1 protein-coding gene and 2 pseudogenes are annotated in these 2732 nt (G+C 64.9%); 1 reads left to right on the top strand and 2 read right to left on the bottom strand.

Annotated features, from left to right (window positions below):
* Nucleotides 1-197 (bottom strand): annotated as a pseudogene (locus WCB02_RS13960) (biliverdin-producing heme oxygenase); the annotation flags it as partial.
* A gap of 583 nt (nt 198-780) precedes the next feature.
* On the opposite strand from WCB02_RS13960, the pseudogene WCB02_RS13965 reads away from it, so the two are divergent.
* A pseudogene (locus tag WCB02_RS13965) lies at nt 781-909 on the top strand (LysR family transcriptional regulator); the annotation flags it as partial.
* 724 nt (nt 910-1633) lie between these two features.
* On the opposite strand, the gene WCB02_RS13970 reads toward WCB02_RS13965, so the two are convergent.
* Nucleotides 1634-2623, bottom strand: a complete 990-nt coding sequence (locus WCB02_RS13970; RefSeq protein WP_423958809.1) for an ABC transporter substrate-binding protein — start codon at nt 2621-2623, stop codon at nt 1634-1636.
* Nucleotides 2624-2732 lie beyond the last annotated feature (109 nt).

Raw genomic sequence — 2732 nt, forward strand, 5'->3', positions numbered from 1 at the left:
GCCTCGAGCGGCAGCAGCGCGTTGGCACTCGCCTGAAGGAAACGCCGATAGCCGCGGCGGCCGGTCAGGTCGAAGCCGGTCAACTGGGCATCGAGCTTGCGATGCGCGACGGCGGTCGCCTGCTTCAGGACTTCACGCAAGCCGGGCAGCACCCCGTCCCTCGCGCGAACCGGGCCATACGAGGGAGCAGCAAGCATCAAACGATCCTGAATCGGCGTTACGGCCGCAAGGCGGCCGGCGGGCTTATGGAACGCCGCAGGACGCAGAAAAGTTCCAATCCGGCTCCGACGCCGCCGCTATATTTCTGGGAGGCGTTAAGGCGTGAGCGCCGCGGGCCGTTGACCTCTCCTGCCCGTATCCTGAGCGGGGGCGGCGAACGGAGTTCACCTCTCCCAAAGGGCCCGGGGAGAGGAGGAAAAAGCAACTCGCGCATCTTCGGCGCACGCGGCTCGCTTCCGGATAAAAACGCCTGGTCGCAGATGCGTTGCGCTCCACACGCTCACTCGTCATGCCCGGGCTTGTCCCGGGCATGACGTCTTCGAGGTGCTCGCGGCAAAAAGGACGTGGATGGCCGGGACAAGCCCGGCCATGACAACCATGTGGGACACGACGTGTTGTCGAATACGGATCGCCGCTTCAGTCTCAAGCCAGGCAGCGGCCCCGCTCCGGGCCCTCGCGAAGGAGTTTACGACGCGGTCGTATCAGCTCTGCCGCTCGACCCGTCGCCTCACGGCGCGGCGCGCCATTCTTCCTATCGATCGCGAATATGATATCTATTCGCCCGGCATCGACGAGCAGTACATGTTCCATCCCACCCGCGCCGAGATGGACCCCGGCTCGATCTGGCTGCGCAAGCTGATGCCGCAAGCGGAAGAATGGATTGCTTCGTCGCTTCGCTCCTCACAATGACGCCGTGATGGTCGATACATGCGGACGACCCCAGCTCGCTGATAGTCACGACATGACAGCTGGCGGTGGGCGGATTGGAGCCCATCGGGGCGCGCCAGGCGCGGCGCGACGGGCGTCATCCGCCGCTTCAACCTCCGCAAGCACGACGACGACCATGCCATCGCTTCGTGGCGACGACTCGGGGCAACGCAGACGCCAGACGAGCGATTCGTGAAGGTTGTCATATGCACGGCGCTTGATCGCTCTGCGTGCGGGGGCTGTTTTCCGGACATCTCCTCCGCCGTCATTCCGGGGCGCGCTCTTGCGCGAGCCCGGAATCCATAACCCCCGGCAGAAGTCGTGTCGTGCACGCGATGCCGCGCCTGCCCAAATACGTCGGTCCGTGGTTATGGATTCCGGGCCTGCACTCCGACCGGCCATCGCCGGCCGGAGTGCATCCCGGAATGACCAAGGATGAGTCAACTCAGTTTCATGGAATCGATCACGTAGGATGGGTAGAGCGGTCAGAATCGGACCCTCGTCCGATCCGACCGCGAAACCCATCGCCGCGCGGGGAATTGATGGGTTTCGCAAGAGCTCTACCCATCCTACTCCTTCGTCTCGTATGATCAGGACTTCGGAATAGCTCGTCTCGTGCGTCACTTGGCTCGAAAGCGGCGGATGACGCCCGTCGGTCCGCGCAATGCGCGGACTGACGGCTCAATCCGTCCTGCAGCCTACAGCGCTAAATCTTGTGCAGCTCCAGCGACGCCGGATGGAACAGCTCTTCCGGCGCGAGCGGCCGTGCCGACAATCCCTCCGCGTGGTGACGCTGCAGGAATCGGCTGAGCACGGCGCGGTTCGGCTCCAGTCCGTAGGGCCAGAAATCCTCGCCCATCATCGACCGCGCCGCGCGCAGGTGATCCTCGACGAACGGCAGCGTCACCTTGGCGGCGGAGGTATCGCCGAGCTTCGCCAGCGCGATCGCCTTCGAGCGCTCGAACGCCTTGAACACCGCGACCGGCAGCCAGGGATGTTGTTCGGCCAGCGCGCGGCGGATTCCCAGCGTGTGCATGATCGGAAACAGCCGGGTTCGCCGATACCAGTCTGCCGCCGCCTGCTGCGGATCGGCGAACAGGTAGCCGATGTCGGGATCGCCGCGCTCGAAACAGGACGGAGCGCGCGGCCCGATCACCGCGTCCAGCCGTCCGCTTGCGAGCAGCGCGGAAATCGTCTCGCCGGGGCCGGCGTCCTCCACCACGACACCGGGTGGCAGGTCGAGATTGATCTTCTCGATGCGTCCGGGCTGCTCATAGCCGCCGCGGACCCAGGTGATATCAGAGGGGCGGATGCCATGATCCTCCTCGAGGATCATGCGGGCCCAGATGTTCGCCGTCAGCTGATATTCCGGCACCCCGATGCGGCGCCCCCTGAGCTCGCCGGGCGACCTGATGCGGTCGGTGCGGACATAGATCGAGCTGTGGCGGAACGCGCGGGACGGGAACACCGGCACCGCGACATAGGGGCTGGTGCCGGCGGCAGTCTTGACGCTGTAGCTGCTGAGCGACAATTCGCAGACGTCGAATTCCTGATGCCGGAACGCGCGAAAGAAGATCTCCTCCGGCTCCAGCAACATGATTTGCGGATCGACACCGTCGATTCCCACCACGCCGTCCACCAGCGGACGCATCCGGTCATAGTCGCCGATCGCGATCGAAAGCTGCAGTTTGCTCATGGACATCCTGTTCGGTCAGGCGCGCGAAGTAACAGTTGGAGCCGACACCCGCGCATTTGATGTGTCGGCGCGCCGAACGAGACCGATCAGCGCGCTCGCGGCGGCGCCG

The organism is Bradyrhizobium sp. (assembly GCF_049581145.1).
Classification (GTDB): domain Bacteria; phylum Pseudomonadota; class Alphaproteobacteria; order Rhizobiales; family Xanthobacteraceae; genus Bradyrhizobium.